The organism is Sphingobacterium endophyticum, from assembly GCF_009733535.1.
GTDB classification, from domain to species: Bacteria; Bacteroidota; Bacteroidia; order Sphingobacteriales; family Sphingobacteriaceae; genus Sphingobacterium; species Sphingobacterium endophyticum.
This window is the reverse complement of sequence record NZ_SMMI01000005.1, coordinates 257,766-282,120: the sequence shown is the minus strand read 5'-3', so window position 1 is coordinate 282,120 and position 24,355 is coordinate 257,766. Positions and strand designations below refer to the sequence as shown.

Below are 24,355 nucleotides of genomic sequence, written 5' to 3'. Positions count from 1 at the left end.
GTATTGAAGAACAAAGCAATAAGCACCGTTACCAAATCGTTACCTGACTTCTTTGAGAATCTCTATAAAAGCTTAGTATTCACCCGATACAGCTTTTTCCTGAAAACTTTAAAATATAAATATGTACCATCTGATTTGGGGCGATTTTCCAACAGTTTGGAGTATAGTTTCGATGATTGGACAGTCGGACAATTTGCAAAATCCTTAAATAAAGATGCGGATTATCAGTATTTCAATGATCGTGGAAATTGGTGGAAGAATGCAATTGATGTTGAGACGGGTTATGCAAGGATGAAGGATTCAAAAGGAGAATGGTTAAAGGATTTTGATCCATTTAAATCTGGTGCAAACCATCATTATGTGGAAGGGAATGCTTGGCAGTTAACATTTTTTGTTCCTCAGGATATTCCAGGGTTAGCGAACTGGATTGGTTCGGATGTTTTTTCAAAACGGTTGGAATGGGGATTTGATGAAAGTGTAAAATGGAGGTATAATGGTCCAAATGATCAATATTGGGACTATCCAGTAGTTCAAGGTAATCAACAGTCCATGCATTTTGCCTATCTGTTTAATTACTTGGGTAAGCCATGGTTGACTCAAAAATGGAGCCGTTCGATTGCAGAACGATATTATGGTCAAGGTATTTCTAATGCTTATTTAGGGGATGAGGATCAAGGACAGATGAGTGCTTGGTATGTGATGACCGCAATTGGATTGTTCCAGATAGATGGAGGAACCCATAGTATACCTATGTATGAAATAGGAAGCCCAATGTTTGAGGAGATAAAAATTGATTTAGGGAAGCAGTATGGTAGGGGTAAGCAGTTTATCATTAGGACTAAGAACAATAGTAAAGAAAATCTATATGTACAAAGTGCGACCTTAAATGGAAAGGCTCTAGATAGTTTTAATTTTAAGGCAGAGGAGTTATTGAATGGAGGTGAGCTTCTGTTGGAAATGGGAAGTGAACCAAATAAACAATGGGGATTGAGAAATATGGCTGAACAGAAGGATTTAGCTAAATAAATTATTAAAAATCGAAATGTGAAAATATCAAACTCACAGCTTGCATTTATTGCCATAATAGCTTCTTTAGGTGGCTTTATTTTTGGCTTCGACATGGCCGTTGTTTCTGGGGTACTTCCGCTAGTGAAGATGCAGTTTCATTTAGATACCTTTATGGAAGGATGGTTTGTTTCATCTGCTCTATTGGGTTGTATCATTGGTGTGTTAATTTCAGGATCTCTTTCCGATCAATATGGAAGAAAAAGGACTATGCAAACAGCAGCAGCAATTTTTGTTCTAGCAACTTTTGCATGTATTTTCTTAGAATCATTTTCATTAATTATATGGACTAGAATTCTTACGGGAATAGGAATTGGAATTGCTTCCAATGTAGTCCCTTTGTATCTATCTGAGATTGCTCCAATAAAGGATCGAGGGAAATTGGTTACATTTTACCAATTAGCTTTGACCTTTGGTATAGTCCTCGCATATACTTCCAATGCGTTAATTATTAAATATCAAGATGAATTAGGTCAAATAGTTTCACATTCATTGTTTCAATATGTTTTTGTTGAAGAAGAATGGCGTGCTATGATTGGCATGTCAGTCATACCTTCCTTAGCTTTTTTTATTGGATTATTGATAGTACCAGAAAGCCCAAGTTGGTCAAAGGATCAAAGTAAATCAGACCAATCAGGATATTCAGAATTGTTAAAACCGATTTATAGGAAAGCAATGGTCATCGGTTTATTCTTACCTATATTCTCCCAATTCTGTGGAATCAATGTGATAATTTATTATGGTCCTACGATTTTAAAAACCTTAGGTTTTAGTTTAGATAATTCCCTTTATGGGCAGATTATTATCGGCGTTGCAAACATGTTGTTTACCTTAATAGCGATTTGGAAAGTTGATAGTTGGGGTCGTCGACCACTATATCTTGTCGGAACAATTGGAGGGGCAGCCTCTTTATTTTTGACTAGTTTGCTTTTTTATTTTGGCATGGCTGAAAGTTGGCTTTTGGTGATATCAGTGGTCTGTTTTTTGGCATTTTTTGCCTTTTCAATAGGACCGTTGAAGTTTGTAGTTGCTTCTGAGATTTTTCCAAGTAATATCCGAGCGAAAGCGATGGGAGTGAGTATTTTGGCTATGTGGGTATCAGATTTTTTAATGGGGCAGATAACTCCATTTCTCTTGGATGACGTAGGTGTTTCTGGAACATTTTTATTTTTGGGTTTAGTTTGTTTGCTGGGGTTTGTATTCGTAATTCGAAAATTACCGGAGACTAAAGGGAAAAGTCCCGACGTAATTCATGAATTATTAAATATGGATAAACGATGATGAAAAATTTAGTTTCGGGTATATTCTTTTGGGTTACTTTATTTACTACAGTATATGGTCAAAATCCAATCGATTATGTAGATCCATTAATAGGTACTGCGCACGCTCGGTACTTTCATTTTGCTCCTGGTGCAATGCCATTTGGTATGGCTAAGCCAGGCCCTTCAACCAATGGGACTTTAGGTAATAAAAGTGGATGGGAGGCAACTGGTTATGATTATAGGGATCGTACGATAGAAAATTTCCCCAATTTCCACGAATTCCAAATTGGTGGAGTAGCATTAATGGCGACAAAAGGTGTATTGAAAACCATTCCTGGGAAAGAAGATATTCCGCACTCGGGATATAGATCATCGTTTGATAGAAGAGATGAAGTTGCTGAGGCAGGATATTATAGTGTATTATTAAAGGACTATGCCATAAAAGCCGAGTTGACTGCCACAGAAAGAGTTGCTTTTCATCGGTATACATTTCCAAAAAGTAATGAATCTCATATTTTATTTGATATAGGAAATATGATGGGAGAAAGTGGCCCGGTTAAAGATGCATCAATTAAGATCAATCCCGACGGAACGGTAGAAGGTTATGTAATTACTTCACCTTTTTATGTTGAAAAATATCAATCTGGTGCTGATATTCGGATGTATTTTTTTGCTGAATTGAATAAGGATGCGAATGAGTATGGTGTATTTCAAGGTGAGAAAGTCTTTGAAAATAAATCAGAAATAACAGGTAAATCAAGCGGAGCATATTTCACCTATTCAACGAACGAAGGAGAATCCATAGAGATCAAAATAGGTCTTTCCTACACATCAATTGATGCTGCTAAATCTAACTATCTATCAGAAGGAAGGAAAAGAGATTTTGATGAAGCAAGGAGATATAATCAAGAAACATGGAACAGCATGTTAAATCGAATTAAAGTTGAAGGAGGGAGGAAGGAGGATATGACAAAATTCTACACTGGATTATACCATGCTTTATTAGGAAGAGGATTGGCAAGTGATGTTGTTGGATCTTACCCTAAGAATGATGGATCCATCGGTCATATTGCATTAGGAGATAATGGCGAACCTATACATCATCATTATAATACAGACGCGGTTTGGGGAGCATTTTGGAATTTAACACAGGTTTGGGCTATTGCATATCCTGAATATCTCTCGGAATTTGTCAACTCCCAACTTTTGGTTTATAAAGATTCGGGATGGTTGGCAGATGGAATTGCTAATAGTAAATATGTTTCTGGTGTCGGGACTAATTTTGTAAGTCTTGTTATATCCAGTGCCTATTTACAAGGTATTAGGGATTTTGATGTTGCTTTAGGGTATGAGGCGGCATTAAAAAATGAAATTGAAAGTAAAGATAGACCTCGAGGAGCCGGCAAGTTGGATGTAGGTCGATTTGTTGAAAATGGATATGTTGGACAAATTGATAAGTCAGATAATGAGATCCATGAATCATGGATGTTTTCTGCATCACATACTTTAGAATATTCATTTAGTAGTTATGCAGTAGGTCAGTTTGCAAAGGCATTAGGGAAAACGTCAGATTATAAAAAGCTCAATAAGCTTTCTCATGGATGGAAGTATTTATTTGATCCTGAGCTAAAGTTGATTCGCCCAAAATATGAAGATGGAAAATTTGTCGAGAATTTTAATCCAAGTCAAGCATGGAGAGGTTTTCAAGAAGGAAACTCTTATCAATATACCTTTTATGTTCCGCATGATGCAAAAGGATTGATTGGTTCAATCGGGAAAGAGGAATTTAATAATCGGTTGGACAGTATATTTATTAAAGCTGAACCATTGGAGTTTGGAGGAGGAAAAACCATAGATGCCTTTAGTGGTTTAGAAGGAATGTACAATCAAGGTAATCAACCAAACCTTCATGTTGCTTGGATGTTCAATTTTGCTGGAAGACCTTCTTTAACACAGAAATGGGTTCAGGAAATTTGCAATAAATTTTATGGGACAGAAGGTGTACATGGGTATGGATATGGCCAAGATGAGGATCAAGGTCAGTTAGGTGCTTGGTATGTATTGGGAGGAATCGGGTTATTTGATGTGGCTGGACTTACAGAGTCTAATTCTAAAATGGGATTGTCTTCCCCTTTATTTAATAAAATAACCATCACTTTAAATCCTAAATACTATTCAGGCAAAGAGTTTGTCATTAAGAAAAAAGATGGAAATGCTGTCGGGAATTATATTGAAAACATGAAGTTAAACAACAAAAAACTACAGGAACCATTTATTCCTTTCAAAGCAATTACCTCAGGGGGTATTCTTGAATTAGAAATGGGGAATGTGGCAAAAGATAAATATCATTAATCAACCCTAACCTTTGAAAGACTGGGATTAATTCCCAGTCTTTTCCAATAATAGAATAGCATCATAAAGTACTCCAGCTTCACCTCTAAATGTACCAGAACCTTCAGGTTTATTATCTTTAGTATACCATTCATAAAATCCATTGTTTTTAACTACTCGATCTACCATTGGTTTTAGTTGTTCTATTGCATCATTACGGAATCCATTTTTAACCAATTGCTGAATCATACGTCCACCAAACCAAGTCCAATCTCCACCATTTTGATATCCATATGGATACATACCCTTATTTTTAAAATAACCTTCTGGATAGGTTGGATATACGGTTAAACCGATGGTTGCTGCTCCTGATTCTTTTACATTGCTGATCATTTTGTTTAATGACGTTTTAATCTGTTCTTTGGAAAGTAAATTTGCTTCAATAGCAATTGCAGTTCCCCCATGGAAATATATTTTATTCTCATCAAAATCTGTTGGAAAAGGAGAACCCTTTAAATAGATATGAGGTATAAATTTTTGATTATTTTCATCCCAAAGGTGTTTCATTGTATTGGTTGCAATATCATTTCGAATAGATTGCCAATTGCTTTTCTTTGATGGGAAGAGTTCCATTAGGTTATCTAATGCAATTAAGAACATGGCATTGTCGTAAATATCAATTGCCAAATGTGAGCTGCTGTCAAGATGTACACCCCAATCGTGTTCAGGTTGAACATCGCCCCAATCTACAGTTGTTGCGCCCCATAATAAACCATGGCTTTTATCGAATCTATGTTCCATTAAAAATTGCATTGCCATATCCATCCTTTGTTCAATAGATAGGTTTCCAACTTTTAGATTTAAAAAATCAGTATCCTGAGTAGCTTGAATATATTTATATACAGCTTGAATCAGTGATGATTCCTGATCAGTTTCAACGGTGTTTTTATGAGCTGCCAATGCTGGTGCTAAAGTTGAGGTAATGCTGTAATAATCACTTGATTTTCCTTTTAAACTTTCCTTAGTTACAAAGCCATCAGCAATATTTCCATCATCACCTTGAAGTTCAAAAAAGGCTAATAAGTTCTTTTTGATCTGTTCTTGAGGTTGTACTTCGGTAGCAAGAGTAATGAAAGTATTATAATCTCGAATCCAGACTTCTTGATAACCATCACCTGCATTAAATCCCGTTTTTACGATTTCTTTTGCCATCTCCTTAACTTTTAAATAGTTGCTGTCTGTTGGGATTGTCTGCTGCTGGTCCTGATTTTTGGAGTTAGTATTGGAATTGCAAGCAGATAAAAAAACTGCTACTCCAAGGGTTAAAATGAAGTTTTTCATTGATTTTATTGGTTAAATTCATTTAAACATAAAACATTTGGCATGTATTCATATGTATACACAAACATACATAATTTGGTATTTAAAAAAGAATTCTCTTACTTTAAGTTCCAATAAAAATAACATGAATCTTAAGATAGATCACAACAGTTCGATTCCCTTACATGTTCAGGTTGAAAGCTTGTTAAGAGATTTAATAAAACGGCCAGAATATCAAGATGGAAAATATTTGCCAAATGAAATTGAATTAGCAAAAACATTAGCAATTTCAAGGTCAACCTTGCGGTTGGTCATAAACCGTTTGGTTTATGAAGAACTATTGGTTAGAAAAAAGGGAGTTGGGACAAAAGTCGCACAACAAAAGTTCAGTTCGAAGTCAAAAAATTGGTTAAGTTTTTCTCAGGAGATGAAAAATAGGGGATTGGAAGTAAAGAATTTTGAATTACATGTTCGATGGGTTTTACCAGAACCTGCTGTTGCTAAGTTTTTTGAGATTTCTGAGGAGCAAAAAGTATTAAAATTGGAAAGGCTTCGAGGAAAGCCAGGAGATCCATTTGTTTATTTTATCTCTTATTTTCATCCTAGAGTAGGTTTAACAGGAGAAGAAGATTTTAAGCTTCCTTTATACGATATCTTAGAACAACAATGTCAAATCATAGCTGATTTATCACAGGAGGAAATTGATGCAAAGGCTGCAAATAAGTTTATTGCGGAAAAATTAGAAATTGCAATTGGGGAACCTATTTTATCACGCAAGAGGTTTGTATTTGACCAATCAGGTAAACCCATTGAATACAATTTAGGTTATTATCGGGCAGAAAGTTTTACCTATAAAGTTGAAAGCAGAAGAGGAGAAGGATAAATTGGAGCGCTAGAGAGGATAACGCAGATTCGTTTTTGTCGGTTATTTTTTGTATCTTTGTATTCATTCAAGAAGGCATCTATATCTTATTCCTCAGCCATTCCAGCGCAATTAAGACATACTCCTTTCATTATTTAACTTAATTCATTTTAATGCCCAGAAATCAACTTACATTCAAGAAAAAAGAACTAGCAAAAAGAAAACAACAGAAGCTTAACGAAAAGCAAGAAAAGCGCGAGCAAAACAAAGCAAATAATAATAAGGGAAAAACCTTAGAAGAAATGTTCGCTTATGTGGATGAGTTTGGTAATATCTCAGATACTCCGCCAACTGAAAAATACAAGTTTAAACCAGAAGATTTAGAACGACCTAAAGATCCTGAGGATGAATTTTTATTTGGAAAGGTTTCTTACTATAATGAGGTCGGACACTATGGTTTTATCCGAGATAATGATACCAGAGAAACAGTTTATTTTAATGATACTATCGCTGGTAAAGTTCTCGCTTTACATCAGAACGTCAAGTATAAATCTATTCGTACTAAGCAGGGAAACCAAATTTCTGAAGTTGAATTAGTTTAGTATTATTTTCAAAGATATAAAGCAAAAAAGCAGCAATTATTAATAATTGCTGCTTTTTTTATATCAAATAACTTACTTATACAGACATCTGCTTGATAACCTGTACATGAGAATTCAGGGCTTGCCAAAAAGATCCAAATTCATTGTATTTAATGTTATGCTTTTCACAAGTTTCTCGAACAATTCGATTCAGTGCGGGATAATGTACATGACTTATTTTTGGGAAAAGGTGATGTTCAACTTGAAAATTCAAACCACCTAATAACCAAGTCAACACGCTATTTTTAGTGGAGAAATTAGAAGTAGTCTGAATTTGATGGATCATCCATTCCTCTTCAATTTTCGGTTGATCGCCTGACTTAAATTCAGTGCCTACCACAACATGTGCCAACTGAAAAACTATAGCTAGACAGATCCCACATACGGCTCCAACGATTAATATACCTAATAAAGTCTGTATCCAGCCCACAAAAATAATGGGAATAAGAATAAATATTATTGCATGAATTGCTTTGCTGATCCAAAAAATCACCTTTTCTCTTAAAGGAAAATCAAAATCAAATTTATCCTTTAATCCAGTCTTCTTCTGACGGAAATATTTTTCATAATCTTGGTAAAATATCCATGCTAAATAGGATAGACCGTACAAAAATATAAAATAAATTGGTTGATATTTATGATGTTTTTTAAGTTCCTGATCGTGATGAATTCGCATAAAACTAACTTCGATATCAGGATCTTCTCCATCAATATTGGTGTAGGTATGATGCGCAATATTATGTTTTTGTTTCCAGAAATAAATATTACCTCCCAATAAATTTAGTGAATAAGACATAATGCTATTTACCTGTTTATTCCCTGAAAAAGAATTATGGCCAGCATCATGCATAATATTAAACCCGATTGCAGCTAGGTTAACTCCAAATAGAATGCATAAAAAAATGCTAATCAACCAATGAGGCTGAACAAAAACTAATAGGGAATAAAGAATAATGAAGCTAAGGATGAGAATTGTAGCTTTTAAAAACAACTTTCTATTACCTGTTTTTTTCTGGATGCTACTATTGAAATAATCATTAATATTTTGTTTTAAAGACTTTGAAAATAAGGTGTTTATATTATTAAACTTAATTGTAGACTTCATTCTAAATAATAAAAAATTTGCTCTAACTTAACCATCAATAGATAAGCATGAGCAAACTTACATTTTTCTGTTGATTTCTTTGTTTATAAGGCGTCAATTTATTCAATTAATTAACCTTCAGATTCAAGCTTAAAATTTTCAATATCATCTACAGTTCTTATCAAATCCGGTCCCAATAGTTTATATCCATTTTCCTCAATTAAGAAATTGTCTTCAATGCGTATACCAGAAAAATTTCGATAACTTTCCAATACCTCGTAATTTATAAATTCTTGATGTTTTTTGTCGGCCTTCCACATGTCAATTAAATCAGGAATGATATAAATTCCAGGTTCAACAGTCAGTACATAACCGGCTTCCAGCTCCTTTCCTAAACGCAGGGATTTTAATCCGAAAGTCTTTTTATCTTTCGGTTCATTTTCAGTATATCCAACGTACTGCTCTCCCAAATCCTCCATGTCATGAACATCCAATCCCATCATATGACCAAGTCCACATTGGAAGAACATTGTATGTGCGTGATTTGCCACAGCGTCCTCCGCATTACCTTTCATTAATCCCACGTCAATCAATCCTTCGACCAATGTTTTTGCAGCTTTCAAATGAATTTCCTTGAATTTTATACCAGGTTTTAGAAGGTCGCGAGCATCATAATAGGATTGCAAAACAATATTATATAAGTCGCGTTGCCTATCCGTAAATTTATTGGATACCGGAAAAGTTCTGGTTAAATCACCAGCATAACCCATTGGAGTTTCTGCACCTGAATCATTCAATATCAATTGTCCTTCCTCCAGGGTGTTTTCCCGAAATTGATTATGTAAAATTTCTCCATGAATCGTTACGATAGGGGGATAGGCAAAGGTGAAATTCTGATCGGCCGCATATTTTTGAATAGCATTTACAATTTCATATTCCTTCATGCCAGATTTTGCGATTCTCATGGCCAATAAATGCATTTCGCTGGACACCCGTAATGCCTTCTCAATTTCAATAATTTCTTGGGCTTCTTTGATTGACCTTTGTTGAACGACTGCTTTAATTAATTCTTCGGAAGGTGTTAATTCATCTAAATGCCTATCTAGAACCCTGCTTAGTAATATTTTATTAAAAGATTGGTATGGAGGAAGGAAATGAATAGCGCGGTGGCCTTCTTTTGCTTTAAGAATATAATTTTCTAAGTCTTTAAAAGGACGAGTCTCAGAAACTCCTGATTTTAAGCTTTTATCTTTTAAGGTTTCCTGTCTGCCGGTCCATACCAAAGCATCCATATCTAATTCATCTCCAAAGATTGTGACTTTGTCTTCATCTACATCAATTATGGCAGCTAGGTTAGGAGCTTTTATTCCAAAATAATAAAGAAAAGTACTGTCCTGTCGGAAGGGATATGCATTGTGTTCAAAATTTATTGGATTTTCGATATTTCCCAAGAGTAATATTACACCATTTGAAACTTTTTTTGCCAATTGGTTTCTTCTATTTTGGTATGTAGTTGTTGAAAACATGAATTCTTTTTTTTAACGAATTTAATTAAAAAACTGCGGAACTTAAATTAAGACCGCAGTTTCAATACTAAGGTATTTAACAAACTATATTATGATTCTTTACTTTATTTTGTTCAATTGAATTTCTTTGGTATTTGTTGGAATTACGTACCTACCTTGAGCATCTTTATTAAAGCCTGATAATTCATATCCACTTTCTGGATTTATGCGTAACAGCGTAGCATTTAGATTTTGACCATTATTTGAATTAATCGCTAGCCAAACTTTCTTATTTTTCACATCGTATTTTAGTTGGTCAATTTCACCAGCATCAGAAGTTATCCATAGATTTTCTTTAGCAAGAAATACCCTCCCTTTTGATGCATTAGTTAATTGTACCTCAATCAAGTTTTTATTATTTATAAGGTTGCCAGAGAAAGCCAACCAGCCATACTCAGGGTGATCAATGATATAAGTTCCAGAATTTACTGCATATCCATAGAATCCAGATCCATAATCACCAGTAATTCCATCATTGGCAAGGGTCGAAGGAAAGGAATGGAATGCTGCGGGACCGAATCCTTCCTGAGTTACATTAGCTAAAGCTCCCATCATTCCTGCATGCCCAACACGCAATAAATAAAAATCCTCAGGATTATTTCTATAATCAGTTAATACGGGAATAGAATTTAATGCGGACCCATAATGATGTAATTGACGTTCAATTCTAGATAGTTTACCACCATAAACGAAATCCCAGTATCTCCTGGCACTACCATTATAACCCCAATGTGGGACAGTAGGCATATAAGCTAAGATTGCGTTTAAGGTAACTTGTGCTTTTTCGTCAAAACCAAAATATTTTGACCATAAGTATACTTCTTCCTGTCCTGTGGAGTCCCAAGGCATTTCACTACCAAAAGGATAATTTAGAGTCTTCCAATGGTCTGCACGTTTTTTCATTTCTGCCTCTAGACGATTTGCAGATTGTGTTAATCCTTCATTTCGTAAATCATTTAGTATTAATAAGAAAATACTACCTTCCATTTGACCGAATTGTGCATAATAAGGTGCTTTTTCTACCATGGCAATTGCTGTCTGAAATGCCCTGTCTAAATAGGTATCCCAAGTTTCTTCTGAAACCAGGTTATTGTAATTTCGAGCCAAGCGATACATCACCCAATGTGCTGCAGCAACATGGGGATAATTATAAGACCTTCCAATATTGTCGGCTTCTTTTTTTGGCCACGCTGACCATACTTTCCAATTGATATCATTTCTATAAGTACCCTGAGGTAGGGAATCAGGTTCATAATAGAAAAGACTTTTCACTACGCCATATTTTTTATCTCCGTCGGAATGTTGGATTCTTCCATAGAGGGTTTCTTTTACAAATCTTTTTAGTTTTTCAATTTCCGTTTTATTTGGAATTATGATTTGTTTCATCATGGCTGCCAACCAACTCGCAGCACCTGCTTCATCACTTAATCCTGCGTACCAAGCTCTTTGTTCCTGTGTTACAGGACGATTTTCTTCGATATCATAAGTGATTACAGAGGGGGACCTTTTAAAGGGGTCATTCGGAACTTCAAACCATTGTTTTTCGGTTAAGAATTTTCCTAGGTCACTCACAACCTCCTTTTCTGGTTTAATAACTTTATATTGAATGGTCTGTTGGATACCATCCTGATATGTGATGGTCAACCTAGCACGTCCCCAATTATTTCCTACAATTTCATATTGATTCCAATTGTGCTTAGTCTTTTTAAGGTGATTAACAGTTAAAGCATCTTTCGGGTATACTTCGATATTTTTGACCTTTTTATTGTGTTTTAAGAAAAGTTTTCCAGGATTATCCATTGGAATAACATAACCTGGAGCTCCAACAGCAACAGGACGATTATTTAATAAAAGTGTATTTTCAATTTCCTTAATGCTAGGTGCTAATGTGAACTTTAAAGCGAATGTTTTACTTTGCCCTGGTCTGAGTATGGATGAAGTGGGGCTGTTCCATTGTTCGACACCTTTCCATTCAGTTTCTGCTAATGCTTTACTGTGAACCATCCATTCGTGAAATCCTTCAAACGTTATGCTACGTGGAGTTGGATCAGAATTTAGGGGGTTATAGGCTTCAAAAGCAGCATTTTCATAAGGTAGAACCAATAAACTTTCACCATTGCCATGCAACCTGTTTACTTGAAGATAGCCTGCATCTTTTCCGATGTAAGGATCAAAAAATACATTCTTAGCATGTGCTTCATCCAAGTTCTTCCAATCCATATTGTTGTTAAAGGGAAGTGGAATTCCTAGTCCACCAATTTCATAGGTTTGATTCGTTGTATTCGTAACTACAAAACTTAAAACTAAATCTCCTTCGACATTCTCCCATTTACGAATAACTTGTAATGGGATACCATCCAAGGTTGCGGTGATGTCAGCTGCAGCAAAAGAGTGTTCTGTTGGTGTAATTTCGGTAACATTTTTACGGTCCTTTGCCGAGGAGTATGCTTTCCAGTCATTTGTCTGATCAGTTTTTAAAGAAATGTTTATATCACCAATATGGAAAAAGCCATTTCTATCTCTTTTATTTAAGAGTTCTGTTACAGTGTAATCAAATTCAGGATCAGCATTCAGAAATTTTAAGGAAGATAATGTTTGTGAAGAATTCAAAATTTGTAGCTTAAAATTTTTGAGGTCAAATGATTTATTACCCATATCAATGCCTAGAGTGGCAGGTTTCTGAGCTGTAGCCTTCCATACGGGATGTTCATTTTGCTGAGCAAAAATATTAGTTCCGCAAAAAGTTGGAGCGATAGTGAGGAGTAAATAACAAAAATTTTTTAACTTCATAATGCTAGATGTATGGATGACTATTAATAATCAATTTAATTAATCTCTCTTTTAAAAGTATTCACCATAAGTCGGTGTCCTGTTACAAATATGGATGATTATATTCTTTTTGTAGAGCCGGATTTTAGCTTTCTATGGCATTTTATTCGCCAATTTGTTGAATTATTTTGCTTAATATTCCTTTAATATATAAATTTAGTGTTAAATTGACATTTAATAAACTATTTAAATTATGAAACCAATACAATATAATGTTCCAGTACCTAAGGATAGGACTGTATTTGTGCAGGAAGACATATTAGATAAGTTTTATCCTTATATGCACAGACATGTTGAATATCAGATTATTTGGATTGTCGAAGGATTTGGTCAATTATTGGTCGATGATAATTTGCATAATTTTCAGAAAGGAGATATTTTTTTAGTTGGGTCCAACCAAGCTCACGTTTTTAAGAATGAAGATACTAGCGGGGGTGTTGTTCAATCCATTTCTGTGTTTTTCAATTTAGAAGGTGCTTTGGTGAATATGTTGAATTTGCCGGAGCTACATGTATTATTGGAATTTATCAGTAACAATTGCAGAGGTTTTCGGGTACCTGAACAGCACTTATCACAAATAAGACGGCGAATTGAAATACTAAAGAAATCGGATCGAATGGATCAGTTAGTCAATTTCTTTTACCTATTGAAATCCTTAAATATGGTTTCTTCAGATTTGACCCCCTTATCAGGAGTCTCACATGCTGACCATGAAGTTATGGGAGGGTTTAAAATAAATACGCTATGTCGGTATATTGAAGACAATTTTAAAGAAAACATAAGTTTATGCGATGTTGCGGAGAAAGCAAATCTTACCCCACAAGCTTTCTGTCGATATTTTAAGAAAAGTACAGGGAAGACCTTTGTTTCCTATCTTAACGAAGTTCGGGTACGTGAGGCTTGTCGATTATTAGGCAATGATAAATATGATTGTGTGTCGATTGTTGCCTATAGCAGCGGATTTAATAGCATTACGAACTTCAATAGGGTATTTCGGAGCGTTATAGGTACTTCTCCAAAAGAATATGCAATTAATTACAAGAATTTTCTATATCAATAAAGCAAGAGGTTAATATACAGTAAACAATTATTAAAAGGCGGTTAGACATCGATGTATTTAGTCGGTAGTTTTGGTTGTACAATTATTATTTAAACAATTAAACTGACTATGGCTGAATTAAATTGGAAGGGAATCTACCCGGCGGTATTAACTCCATTTAAAGAGAATGGGGAGATCGATTTTGAAATGTTTGCTAAGAACACGGAAGCGCAAATTGCTGCAGGCGTACATGGAATTATTATTGCAGGAACTTTAGGAGATGCTGCAGTCTTAGAAAACGATGAGAAATTCGAATTGTTGAGTTATGCTAAGAAAGTTGTGGCAGGCCGTATTCCTTTAATCCTTAATATTGCTGAAAACACCACTAAAAATGCAGTTGATTTTGCAATAAAAGCTAAAGAACTAGGAGCAGATGGATTAATGTTATTACCACCGATGCGCTACAAAGCAGACGATCGCGAAGTAGTTACTTATTTTAAAGCCGTTGCAGATGCTACAGACCTTCCGATATTGATCTATAACAATCCGGTAGATTATGCTACTTATGTTTCGCTGGATATGTTCGAAGAACTAAAATCTAGCCCAACTATTGTTGCTGTAAAAGAGTCTACGCGTGATCTTTCAAACATTACTCGTATGAAAAATAGATTCGGAGACCGTTTTAAAGTATTAGGCGGGGTTGATACCATTTCTTTGGAGACTATTTTTTTAGGAGCAGACGGACTGGTTGCGGGTTTGGTAGATGCATTTCCGAATGAAACAATGGCGATGTATAACCTAGCTTTAAATGGAGAAATTGATAAAGCAGTTGAAATTTACAGATGGTTTATGCCATTACTTGAATTAGATATTCACCCAAAACTTATACAGTATATCAAATTAGCTGCTACAGCTGAAGGTATTTGTACCCCACATGTACGCGCACCTCGATTACCACTAATTGGTTCAGAGGCAGAACGCGTTGAAAAGATAATTGCAGATGGAATTGCAAATCGTCCAGTATTAAATTAATTCTGTTCGACTTGCAATAGGAGAAACTGTAGGTATGGTTAAAGAACCTTACCTACAGTTCAATTTTATGATAACCCCTATTGATTATGAACCAAAAGAAAGAATACTTAGACAGATGTGTTGAATTGGCAGCTGAGGCTTATCAATTTTTAAAAAACAGCACAGTCAAAGACCGGGCAGCCTTTATGTATGCGGTTGCAGATAAAATTGAAAAATTAGGGCCTGAATTAATTGAAACGGCAAATCAAGAATCTGCCCTGCCTTTTCCAAGATTGGAGGGAGAAAAGGGGAGAACGATAGGGCAATGGCGAAGTTATGCCGATGCGATCACCACTGGACTTTATACGGAAGCAAGAATTGATCTTGCAAATCCAGAAAAAGGAAAGAATGATATTCGCAAATATAGCATAGGAATTGGTCCTGTTGTTGTATTTGGGGCTAGCAACTTTCCTTTTGCTTTTTCAACGGCAGGCGGTGATACTGCAAGTGCGATTGCTGCTGGATGTCCTGTTATCGTTAAAGGACATTCTGGTCATCAAAAAACATCTAGTATAATGGCTGCAGTGATCTTGGAGACAGTCCAAGAATTTGGATGGCCAGAAGGGGTTTTTGGTCATGTGTTAGGAAATGAAGTTGAAGGAACAAATACTAAAATAGGCGCCTATTTAGTAGGACATGAGTTAATCAAAGCAGTTGGGTTTACAGGTTCATATTGGGGTGGAAAGTCACTCTTTGATATTGCAAACCAACGTAAAGAACCCATTCCGGTATTTGCAGAGATGGGCAGTATTAACCCTGTATTTGCATTTTCTCATATCCTTGAAGAAAACCCCGAACAACTTGCTAAAGATTATGCTGCATCATTAACCTTGGGAGTAGGACAATTTTGTACAAATCCAGGTTTATTTATTGCAGTCAAAGGTGATGGCTTGAATAAATTTAAAAAGGCTTTGCAGGAAGCTGTGATAGGAATTTCTCCTGCGAAAATGCTTAATCAAGGTATCTATGATCATTTCGAGAAAAATAAATCTCTTTTAAGCAACCAACCTTCTGTTGAAGTACTTTCAGAATCAAATACCCTTGCAGAAAATGGACAAGGCAGACCTACAGTGGTACATACCAATGCGAAGAATTTTTTGGAGAATGAAATATTAAGTGAAGAAGTTTTTGGTCCATTCGGATTATTAATCGAGGCAGATACTTATGAAGAAGTTGAGAAAATAGCAAAAGAACTAAATGGTCAACTAACCATAACATTTGCAGGAACTTCAGCAGATGTTAAAGAGCATCTAAACATTTTTAATATTATTAAGGATAAAGCTGGAAGATTATTATTCAACGGAATGCCAACGGGGGTTGAAGTCGTTTATGCGATGCAGCATGGAGGTCCATTTCCTTCAAGCACGGATCCTAGATTCACTTCGGTAGGTCCTGATTCTGTTAAGAGATTTGTAAGACCTTTATCATTTCAAAATTGGCCAAACGAATTTCTTCCTGAAGAATTGAAAAATGAAAATACACTTGGCATTCAACGTATCGTTAATGGCTCATCTACACAAAATCCTATAAACTCTCAATCCTAATAAAAGATGAAGAAAACATTTTTTTGCATCGATTCACACACCTGTGGCTGTCCAGTAAGGTTAGTTGCAGGAGGAGGACCTGTTTTGCATGGAAATACCATGATGGAACGTAGGCTTCATTTTATGGAGGAATATGATTGGATCCGTAAAGGACTGATGTTTGAACCACGTGGACACGATATGATGAGCGGAAGTATCCTTTATCCGGCCACCGATCCTAACAATGATACAGGGGTGCTTTACATTGAAACCAGTGGTTGTTTACCAATGTGTGGTCACGGTACAATCGGCACAGTAACTATAGCAATTGAAGAGGGTTTAGTAATTCCAAAAGTACCGGGGAAGCTACGTTTAGAAACGCCTGCAGGATTAATCCTGATTGATTATGTTCAAGAAGGGCCAAAGGTAAAAACAGTGAAATTAACCAATGTAAAGTCGTTTTTATACAAAGACGAGTTGACAGTTAATTGTCCAGATTTGGGGGAAATTGTTGCAGATGTGGCTTATGGTGGGAATTTCTATGCCATTATCGACCCTCAAAAGAACTTTAGGGATATCAGTGATTTTTCAGCTAGCAAATTAATTCATTATGGAAAATTGATCCGATCACTATTAAATGAGAAGTATGAATTTATCCATCCTGAAAATGAAAATATCCATGGCTTAAGCCATATTCAATGGACTGGAAAACCTACAAAAGAAAATTCAACTGGAAGAAATGCTGTTTTAGTTGGGGAAAATGCATTAGACCGATCTCCCTGTGGGACTGGGACCTCCGCGAGAATGGCCCAATGGTATGCCAAAGGTAAACTTAAGGCTGGTGATGAATTTATCCATGAAAGTTATATCGGTTCACAATTCATAGGTCGAATTGAAGCTGAAACGACGCTGGGTGAAAGATCTGCTATTGTACCATCTATTGAAGGTTGGGCAAGAATAACAGGTTATAGTCAAATAATTATTGACGATGAAGACCCCTATAAAGAAGGATTTCAAGTGATGTAAACATAGAATTATAAAAGGTGTTAAATAATAACAAAGGAAATGTCATAATAATTGGCGCAGGGATAGCTGGTTTATCTGCTGCATATTATTTAGTAAATGAAGGTTGGCAAGTTTCAATTTTGGAAAAAGATGACGGAGCGAATAATTGTTCTTTTGGGAATGCAGGAATGATTGTTCCCAGTCATTTTACTCCTTTGGCGGCTCCCGGAATTGTAGCTCAAGGAGTAAAATGGATGTTGGATAGCAAAAGTCCTTTCTATGTGCGTCCATCGTTAAATCTTTCTCTAATCGATTGGGGGATGAAGTTTTTAAAACATGCCAACGAAAAGCATGTTGAAAGAAATGCTGAAGCTATTCGTGATTTAAACCTTGAGAGCAGTAAACTATACGATCAATTAGCATCTAAGGAAGGTTTTGACTTTGAATTAAGACAAAACGGAATTTTAATGCTTTATAAATCTAAGGAAGTAGAACATGAAGAAATTGAACTAGCCGAAAAAGCGAGTTCATTAGGTTTAGATACACAGGTTTTAGATCGTAATGCTGTACAGGCTTTGGAACCAAATCTAAGGATTGATACGTTAGGAGGTGTTCTATATCAATGTGATGGAATCATGTACCCACCAAAACTTATGCAGTTACTGTCAGCATATTTGGTGTCCAAAGGAGTAGCATTTCATTTCCATACAGAAGTTCAGGGATTTCAGCAATCTGGTCACCGAATTGCTTCTATTCAAACCAATAAAGGAGAATTCAAAGCCGATGAGATTGTAGTCACAGGCGGAGCAAGTCTCGGTAAATTAGGTTCAAAGCTAAATTTGAAATTACCATTAATGCCAGGAAAAGGATATTCATTTATGTATTCCCCAGATTCAGGTACCTCCATGATTCATGCAGCCTTGCTTTTGGAGGCACGCGTTGCTGTTACCCCGATGAATAATCAGATAAGGTTTAGTGGAACTATGGAATTAGGGCCAGCAAATGATAAAATTTATAGCAATAGAGTTAAAGGAATTGTGGAATCTATTCCAAAATATTATCCAGATTTAAAAGTTGAGTATCCAAACGATGTTTGGTTCGGATACAGACCTTGTTCTCCAGATGGACTACCATATTTAGGGCGGACCAAGAAATATAGCAATGTGAGTATTGCAGGTGGAGGAGGTATGATGGGGTTGAGTTTAGGCCCAGCATTTGGGAAATCAATTGCCCATATACTATCAGGCCAAAGTCCTGTTTCGGATATTTCTGGATTTAGTCCAGATCGTTTTCAATAAAACCATTGAACCTAAATAATGATTATGAAAAACAAAATAAACCAAACAGTTAAAACAGTTATTGGGATTGGCATTCTATCGATGTCAAGTTCAACTATAATCGCACAAGAAATGGATTTGTACACGCATACAACACCTATTGAACCGTTTATTATTCAATATGGTCATGATTTGCAAGCCATCAATTATTTTTATGGCCCTATGCCAAAAGGTTGGGGATTCCAGCGAGCATCTGCTTCGCCGGAACAAATAGACCGATTGCTTCTTTTGGATCAAGAATATATCAATAAACTTAAAGCCTTTGATTATAAAAAACTAAATACCAATGGTCAGGTAGATTATATACTTCTAAACCAAAAAATTAGGAAGCATGAAGAACAGCTTAAGGAAACATTAGTGATCCATAATCGAGTAAAACCCTACGTACCATTTGCAGAAACCATTTTATCTTTTGAAAAAAAACGTAGAAGGGGTGCATCTATCAATGCTAAAGAGATAGCGACTTCTATGGAAAATGCTACAGAACAAGTAGAAACCGAGATTAAGAAATTAGAAAACATAAAATCAATTGAATCAGCAGATGTTGATTATTTAATAGAACTTATTGAATCGTTAAAGAAACGGTTGGAGAGTTCATTTGATTTTTACAACGGATATGAACCGGAATTCACATGGTGGGCACCAAAATCTCACGAAGCACTTCAATCAAAACTAAGTGAATACAAAGCAGCACTTTCTTCAAAAACAAACCTTAAACCATTTGAGGATGGAAGCCAAATATCAGGAAAACCAGTTGGCAAGGCTGTATTGAATAAAATGCTGAAGGATGAAATGATAGCCTACAACTCTGATGAGCTTTTAAAAATTGCAGACAAAGAGTGGCAATGGTGCGTAGCAGAATTATTAAAGGCATCTAAAGAAATGGGGTTTGGAGATGACTGGAAAAAGGCTCAGGAGAAGGTCAAGAATTCTTATGTTCCAGAAGGAAAACAACCGGAACTGATTAATGAACTTTATGATAAAGCTCAGAATTTCATTAAAGATAATCAATTGATCGATATTCCACCTTTGGCAGACGAAACCTGGGGGATGATTATGATGACACCTGAGCGCCAGTTGGTCAATCCATTTTTTACTGGGGGTAGAGAGATTAGTATTTCATATCCGACGAATACCATGACTTACGACCAAAAAATGATGAGTATGCGAGGTAATAATCCATATTTTTCATTAGGAACTGTACAACACGAATTGATTCCCGGCCATCATCTTCAATACTTTATGAATAGGAGATATAAACCTTACCGTGAGGATCATTTCAATACACCATTTTGGACAGAAGGATGGACTTTGTATTGGGAGTTATTGCTTTACAGAATGGGTTTCCCAAAAACGCCTGAGGAAAGAATTGGGATGTTGTTTTGGCGTATGCATCGATGTGCCCGCATTACCTTCAGTATTAAATTTCATACTGGTGAATGGACTCCACAGCAATGTATCGATTATCTAGTAGATCAGGTTGGACATGAACCAGCGAATGCACACGGGGAGGTAAAGCGTTCGTTTGAAGGGTCTTATGACCCATTATATCAATTAGCTTATATGATTGGAGGTCTACAACTTCTAAGTATTAGTGATGAACTGGTTGGAGAAGGAAAAATGTCCTACAAGGAATTCCATGACCGAGTTATTAAAGAAAATTATATGCCTATGGAAATGTTAAGAGCAATTCTGACCAATCAAAATCTTGACCCTAACCATCAGGCAAAATGGAAATTCTATAAATTTTAACCTTCCATGCCTAAATTATGAATAACAATAACCAAGAATTTAAAAAATCATTAGGCTTACTGGATGCGACGATGTTAGTTGCTGGGAGTATGATCGGTTCAGGAATCTTTATTGTCTCATCGGATATAGCTAGAAATACTGGTTCTGCGGGATGGATGATGGTTGTCTGGGCAATTTCAGGGTTTATGACATTAGCAGCTGCATTAAGCTATGGGGAGCTCAGTTCCATGTTTCCTCGTGCCGGTGGACAGTATGTTTATTTAAAGGAAGCATACGGACCATTAGTCAGCTTTACTTTTGGATGGACTTTTTTCGCAGTCATTCAGACAGCAACCATTGCGGCTGTGGGTGTGGCCTTTGCAAAGTTTACTGCTTACCTATTTCCATACTTGGATGAAGATGTATATTTATTGACAATTGGAAATTATCATATCTCCTCTGCACAAATTGTTGCCATAGGAGTTATTTTATTGCTGACTTTCATCAATACCCTTGGAGTTCAAAATGGGAAAACTGTACAAACTACACTGACTATCATTAAAATTTTAAGCTTAATTATATTGGTCATGTTTGGGTTTGCGGCTTTTGATAAAGAGATATGGAATGCTAACTGGTCGTCGGACAGCACATGGAATTTAAGCCGATTGAATGCGGATGGATCTACCGCGGACTATACTTTGATGGCCGGCCTCGGTGCTATCTCAGCGGCATTGGTCGGCGCATTATTCAGTAGTGATTCCTGGCATTCTTCATCTGCCGTTGCTGGAGAAATTAAAAATCCACAACGTAATATTGGACTTAGTTTGGCTTTGGGAACCATCATTGTAACCTTCATTTATTTATTGACCAATCTTATGTACACCGGAGTATTAAGTATGCAAGAAATGGCGAGTGCACCAAAAGATCGTGTAGCTATGGTTGCTGCACAGGAAATCTTCGGACCTTTTGGAATTACAATACTTGCCATTATGATTATGGTGAGTACATTCGGTTGTAATAATGGATTGATTATGGCAGGTGCAAGGATTTATTACTCAATGGCTAAAGACGGATTATTCTTTAAGAAAACAAAAGTGTTGAACAAACATGCCGTTCCAGGATATGCCTTATGGTTACAAGGATTTATTGCCTGCGTCTGGTGTTTAACTGGGAAATACGGTGATTTATTGGATATGATAACCTGTGTTGTTGTCATTTTTTATGTCTTATGCATCATTGGAATTTTTATACTCCGCAAAAAAAGACCGAATGAACCTAGACCTTACAGAGCCTTCGGGTTTCCTTTTATTCCAGCAATTTACATTGTTTTGGGACTTTCGTTTATTTTGTTGTTAGTAATTTATAAACCCCAATTTACTTGGCCAGGAATTATTATTACCTTATTGGGAATACCTCTTTACTATTTTGTAAAACCTAAAAATTCTTAAAAAATGAAATTGAGAATAACGACCTTATTGCTAATAATTTTTCAATTTTCTGCTACAGCGCAGGGGACATTGGATGATTATAAACGTGCGAAAGAAGTGCGAAATAACTTTGGAAAAGTATATAATATTCCCCAACAAATCGTTTGGTCTGATGATGGAGAAAACTTTATTTATCGTGTAAAACAAAAAGATAATAAGAGTTTTCTGTATTTGGTTGACAGTAAGTCTGTCAATAAGAAGCAGATTGATTTGGATGAGGTATCGAAACAGATGAGTACTCAGCTTTCAGAGACTGTTCCGATTAATTCTAGTTTTTTGATTGGTTTGAAACCTATTAATAACAATGAGATAGAATTTACTGAAAAAAAGAAGATTTGGCGATGGAATATCTTGGAGAATAAGCTTTCAATTCAAAAAGATTTAGGAGATTCAAACCGTTCTGGAGGATATTGGGGTGCGAAATGGGATGATAGTAAAGGCGAACCTATTGAATCACCTGACAAAGTTTATCTGGCATATATAAAGAATAACAATATTTATGTCAGAAAAAAGAATGACTTAAACAGCGAAAAACAATTAACTTTTGATGGAAGTCCTGGTTTTTATTATTCAGCCCGAATTGATTGGGCCGATGATTCTAAAAAATTAAGTAGCTCAAAAGTTCGAAAAGCTGAAGTTCGACAATTGACCCTATTGGAATCCTCACCAACAGACCAATTACAGCCCAAATTACAGTACCGTGATTATGCAAAACCTGGAGATGCTTTATCTCAATACTATCCAGTAATTGTAAATATAGAGACTGGTAAAGTAGTGGAAGTAGATCCTAAGCAGGTTGAAAATCAGTTTTCATTATCTTATTTCAACTGGAGGCCCGACAACAATGCTATAACATTTGAATATAATCAACGAGGTCATCAACGTTATGAATTATTGGAATTAAATGCAAATACTGGGGTTACAAGACCAATAATTTCTGAGACTAGCAAAACTTTTATTGACTACAGCGGGAAGAAGTTTAGAAAAGATATTCTTAAAACGAATGAAGTTATCTGGAGCTCAGAACGTGATGGCTGGAATCACCTATATTTATTTGATTACCAAACAGGAAAGCTGAAAAATCAAATTACTAAAGGAGAATGGGTTGTTAGGAAAGTTATATATGTAGATGAAGCAAATCGAAAAATAATTTTTGAGGGAAGCGGAAAGAATAAAAATGAAGATCCTTACTTAGTTCGTTATTATTCAATTGGGTTTGATGGGAATAAATTAATGGAATTAACCTCTGAAACTGCAAATCATCAAGGATATTTCAATAAGGATTTCACAAAATTCATCGATGTTTACTCCATGGTTGATGAAGCACCTAAGGCAGTACTCAGAGATTCACATAATGGAAAAGTATTGATGGAGCTTGAACAAGGAGATTTGACAGAATTAACTTCTTCTGGTTGGAAAGCACCTGAGGTTTTCAATTCAAAGGGGAGGGATGGTAAAACAGATATTTGGGGTATTATAATTAGACCAAATAATTTTGATCCAAATAAAAAGTATCCCGTGATTGAATACATCTATGCGGGCCCTCATAGTTCCTTCGTACCGAAGTCATTCTCTACAAGTCTATCCGGAATGTATGAATTGGCGGAATTAGGGTTTATTGTTGTTCAAATTGATGGGATGGGGACTTCCAATCGGTCTAAAGCATTTCATGATGTAGCATGGAAGAATTTAAAGGATGCCGGGTTTCCTGATCGCATAGCTTGGATGAAATCAGCAGCGGCAAAGTATCCATCAATGAATTTAGAAAAAGTTGGAATTTACGGAACTTCAGCTGGAGGTCAATCTTCCACAGGTGCTGTACTATTTCATCCAGAATTCTATAAAGTTGCCGTATCATCTTGTGGATGTCACGACAATAGAATGGACAAAATATGGTGGAATGAACAATGGATGGGTTGGCCAATCGGACCTCATTATGCAGAATGTTCAAATATTGAAAATGCAAACCGACTTGAAGGGAAATTGATGCTTATCGTCGGTGAGCTGGACGATAACGTTGATCCTGCTTCAACATATCAATTGGTTAATCAACTCATTAAAAATGGTAAAGATCATGAATTGATTGTTGTTCCAGGAATGGGGCACTCCTCTGGAGGTGATTATGGTGAAAAGAAAAGACGGGATTTCTTTGTGAAAAACCTGCTAGACGTAAATCCTCCTGCCTGGAATCTCTATTAATAAT

The 24,355-nt window shown here is 35.9% G+C and carries 17 protein-coding genes; 13 read left to right on the top strand and 4 right to left on the bottom strand.

Translation table 11 applies throughout. From position 1 onward, the window contains the following. From E0Y80_RS09175 to E0Y80_RS09165, 3 genes are all read left to right on the top strand, one after another. Positions 1-1,026 (top strand): glycoside hydrolase domain-containing protein (locus E0Y80_RS09175; RefSeq protein WP_197091534.1); only part of this gene is annotated, 1,026 nt, incomplete at its 5' end. Positions 1,027-1,044: 18 nt separating this feature from the next. Next, positions 1,045-2,346 (top strand): MFS transporter, encoded by a 1,302-nt coding sequence (locus E0Y80_RS09170; RefSeq protein WP_231596004.1) that lies wholly within the window; start codon positions 1,045-1,047, stop codon positions 2,344-2,346. Then, complete coding sequence (locus E0Y80_RS09165) at positions 2,343-4,679, top strand: GH92 family glycosyl hydrolase (protein ID WP_231596003.1); 2,337 nt, start codon at positions 2,343-2,345, stop codon at positions 4,677-4,679. Before E0Y80_RS09170 ends, E0Y80_RS09165 begins: the two co-directional genes overlap by 4 nt. 27 nt (positions 4,680-4,706) lie before the next feature. On the opposite strand, the gene E0Y80_RS09160 is transcribed toward E0Y80_RS09165, so the two are convergent. Further along, on the bottom strand, positions 4,707-5,999 hold the full coding sequence (locus E0Y80_RS09160) for a glucosidase family protein (protein WP_156307360.1): 1,293 nt from the start codon (positions 5,997-5,999) through the stop codon (positions 4,707-4,709). Between the two features lie 124 nt (positions 6,000-6,123). Here E0Y80_RS09160 and E0Y80_RS09155 point away from each other — a divergent pair, with 124 nt between their 5' ends. Continuing rightward, positions 6,124-6,861, top strand: a complete 738-nt coding sequence (locus tag E0Y80_RS09155) for a GntR family transcriptional regulator (protein ID WP_156307359.1) — start codon at positions 6,124-6,126, stop codon at positions 6,859-6,861. Between the two features lie 152 nt (positions 6,862-7,013). Continuing rightward, the gene (locus E0Y80_RS09150; protein WP_231596002.1) at positions 7,014-7,442 is read left to right on the top strand and encodes a cold-shock protein; all 429 of its coding nucleotides are present in this window, start codon (positions 7,014-7,016) and stop codon (positions 7,440-7,442) included. A 76-nt stretch (positions 7,443-7,518) separates the two neighbouring features. On the opposite strand, the gene E0Y80_RS09145 is transcribed toward E0Y80_RS09150, so the two are convergent. The 3 genes from E0Y80_RS09145 to E0Y80_RS09135 all read right to left on the bottom strand — a co-directional run bounded on the left by E0Y80_RS09145 (position 7,519) and on the right by E0Y80_RS09135 (position 12,920). Continuing rightward, positions 7,519-8,586 (bottom strand): fatty acid desaturase family protein, encoded by a 1,068-nt coding sequence (locus E0Y80_RS09145; RefSeq protein WP_156307358.1) that lies wholly within the window; start codon positions 8,584-8,586, stop codon positions 7,519-7,521. A gap of 110 nt (positions 8,587-8,696) precedes the next feature. Continuing rightward, positions 8,697-10,091, bottom strand: a complete 1,395-nt coding sequence (locus E0Y80_RS09140) for an aminopeptidase P family protein (RefSeq protein ID WP_156307357.1) — start codon at positions 10,089-10,091, stop codon at positions 8,697-8,699. Positions 10,092-10,190: 99 nt separating this feature from the next. Continuing rightward, entirely contained in the window at positions 10,191-12,920 is a 2,730-nt protein-coding gene (locus E0Y80_RS09135) for a DUF5695 domain-containing protein (RefSeq protein ID WP_156307356.1), read from the bottom strand. Between the two features lie 232 nt (positions 12,921-13,152). Here E0Y80_RS09135 and E0Y80_RS09130 point away from each other — a divergent pair, with 232 nt between their 5' ends. The 8 genes from E0Y80_RS09130 to E0Y80_RS09095 all read left to right on the top strand — a co-directional run bounded on the left by E0Y80_RS09130 (position 13,153) and on the right by E0Y80_RS09095 (position 24,351). Beyond that, positions 13,153-14,019, top strand: a complete 867-nt coding sequence (locus E0Y80_RS09130) for an AraC family transcriptional regulator (protein WP_156307355.1) — start codon at positions 13,153-13,155, stop codon at positions 14,017-14,019. 108 nt (positions 14,020-14,127) lie between these two features. Further along, positions 14,128-15,030, top strand: a complete 903-nt coding sequence (locus E0Y80_RS09125; protein WP_156307354.1) for a dihydrodipicolinate synthase family protein — start codon at positions 14,128-14,130, stop codon at positions 15,028-15,030. An 86-nt stretch (positions 15,031-15,116) separates the two neighbouring features. Continuing rightward, entirely contained in the window at positions 15,117-16,613 is a 1,497-nt protein-coding gene (locus tag E0Y80_RS09120; RefSeq protein ID WP_156307353.1) for an aldehyde dehydrogenase (NADP(+)), read from the top strand. Between the two features lie 6 nt (positions 16,614-16,619). Next, on the top strand, positions 16,620-17,618 hold the full coding sequence (locus E0Y80_RS09115) for a 4-hydroxyproline epimerase (RefSeq protein ID WP_156307352.1): 999 nt from the start codon (positions 16,620-16,622) through the stop codon (positions 17,616-17,618). Positions 17,619-17,635: 17 nt separating this feature from the next. Beyond that, the gene (locus E0Y80_RS09110; protein ID WP_156307351.1) at positions 17,636-18,895 is read left to right on the top strand and encodes an NAD(P)/FAD-dependent oxidoreductase; all 1,260 of its coding nucleotides are present in this window, start codon (positions 17,636-17,638) and stop codon (positions 18,893-18,895) included. Between the two features lie 24 nt (positions 18,896-18,919). Further along, positions 18,920-20,686, top strand: coding sequence for a DUF885 family protein (locus tag E0Y80_RS09105; RefSeq protein WP_197091533.1), 1,767 nt, complete (start codon positions 18,920-18,922; stop codon positions 20,684-20,686). Between the two features lie 17 nt (positions 20,687-20,703). Then, on the top strand, positions 20,704-22,113 hold the full coding sequence (locus E0Y80_RS09100; RefSeq protein ID WP_156307349.1) for an APC family permease: 1,410 nt from the start codon (positions 20,704-20,706) through the stop codon (positions 22,111-22,113). Between the two features lie 3 nt (positions 22,114-22,116). Further along, positions 22,117-24,351 (top strand): S9 family peptidase, encoded by a 2,235-nt coding sequence (locus E0Y80_RS09095; protein ID WP_156307348.1) that lies wholly within the window; start codon positions 22,117-22,119, stop codon positions 24,349-24,351. Positions 24,352-24,355 lie beyond the last annotated feature (4 nt).

Excerpts from the sequence above, each read along its gene's own strand:
- E0Y80_RS09165 (WP_231596003.1), top strand. The coding sequence starts at position 2,343 with ATGATGAAAAATTTAGTTTCGGGTATATTCTTTTGGGTTACTTTATTT.
- E0Y80_RS09160 (WP_156307360.1), bottom strand. The coding sequence starts at position 5,999 with ATGAAAAACTTCATTTTAACCCTTGGAGTAGCAGTTTTTTTATCTGCT.
- E0Y80_RS09155 (WP_156307359.1), top strand. The coding sequence starts at position 6,124 with ATGAATCTTAAGATAGATCACAACAGTTCGATTCCCTTACATGTTCAG.
- E0Y80_RS09150 (WP_231596002.1), top strand. The coding sequence starts at position 7,014 with ATGCCCAGAAATCAACTTACATTCAAGAAAAAAGAACTAGCAAAAAGA.
- E0Y80_RS09145 (WP_156307358.1), bottom strand. The coding sequence starts at position 8,586 with ATGAAGTCTACAATTAAGTTTAATAATATAAACACCTTATTTTCAAAG.
- E0Y80_RS09140 (WP_156307357.1), bottom strand. The coding sequence starts at position 10,091 with ATGTTTTCAACAACTACATACCAAAATAGAAGAAACCAATTGGCAAAA.
- E0Y80_RS09135 (WP_156307356.1), bottom strand. The coding sequence starts at position 12,920 with ATGAAGTTAAAAAATTTTTGTTATTTACTCCTCACTATCGCTCCAACT.
- E0Y80_RS09130 (WP_156307355.1), top strand. The coding sequence starts at position 13,153 with ATGAAACCAATACAATATAATGTTCCAGTACCTAAGGATAGGACTGTA.
- E0Y80_RS09125 (WP_156307354.1), top strand. The coding sequence starts at position 14,128 with ATGGCTGAATTAAATTGGAAGGGAATCTACCCGGCGGTATTAACTCCA.
- E0Y80_RS09120 (WP_156307353.1), top strand. The coding sequence starts at position 15,117 with ATGAACCAAAAGAAAGAATACTTAGACAGATGTGTTGAATTGGCAGCT.
- E0Y80_RS09115 (WP_156307352.1), top strand. The coding sequence starts at position 16,620 with ATGAAGAAAACATTTTTTTGCATCGATTCACACACCTGTGGCTGTCCA.
- E0Y80_RS09105 (WP_197091533.1), top strand. The coding sequence starts at position 18,920 with ATGAAAAACAAAATAAACCAAACAGTTAAAACAGTTATTGGGATTGGC.
- E0Y80_RS09100 (WP_156307349.1), top strand. The coding sequence starts at position 20,704 with ATGAATAACAATAACCAAGAATTTAAAAAATCATTAGGCTTACTGGAT.
- E0Y80_RS09095 (WP_156307348.1), top strand. The coding sequence starts at position 22,117 with ATGAAATTGAGAATAACGACCTTATTGCTAATAATTTTTCAATTTTCT.